Here is a 502-nt window from a genome sequence, read left to right as displayed (position 1 = left end):
TTTCGGCATGCCGAAAGGTGGGAATGGGAAGGGTCCTGATGTTCTGTCTTTGTTGTTGTTTTGTTGGTTCTTCGCCCCTTTTGGCATTTTCTTGTATTCGCGTCGGTATGCAAGCGTTGCCCCTGTGCGGGGCGGCACCTACTTTTCTTTGCCGTGGCAAAGAAAAGTAGGCAAAAGAAAGCCGCTCACACCGCCCATGCCTGCCACCATTCACCTCTCGCCGTAATGGGTGAATGGCTCCGGAGCGTCTGTCACCTCGCACCTTCAAAGCCAGTGACAAGGCGCTCATTCATCCCGCCGCTCGCTACGCGCGCTGCGGAAGGGTCTGCATGGGAAACAGAGGGGCATGGCAAGTGTCGCGAGAACGCACGGACGCCAATGTTTTTTTCGTTATGCCCTTCGGGGCGCGCAGCGCCGCCGGAAGGATGAGTGCCTTGTCACTCCGTCTGTGGGCGAGTGGTGACAGACGCTCCGGAGCCATTCACGATTTACGACGAGAGGC

Annotated in this window: 1 protein-coding gene; it reads left to right on the top strand. The window is 57.6% G+C overall.

Going from position 1 to position 502, the window contains the following annotated elements; translation table 11 throughout:
* Positions 1-226: hypothetical protein (locus tag BMI01S_RS42635; protein WP_218002760.1), on the top strand; the 226-nt coding region annotated here is incomplete at its 5' end.
* Between the last annotated feature and the right edge of the window lie 276 nt (positions 227-502).

Origin of the sequence: Paraburkholderia mimosarum LMG 23256 = NBRC 106338, assembly GCF_000739815.1 — a bacterium.
Classification (GTDB): domain Bacteria; phylum Pseudomonadota; class Gammaproteobacteria; order Burkholderiales; family Burkholderiaceae; genus Paraburkholderia; species Paraburkholderia mimosarum.
Note: the sequence above shows the minus strand (reverse complement) of the source record. Positions and strands in the feature narration are given on the sequence as shown.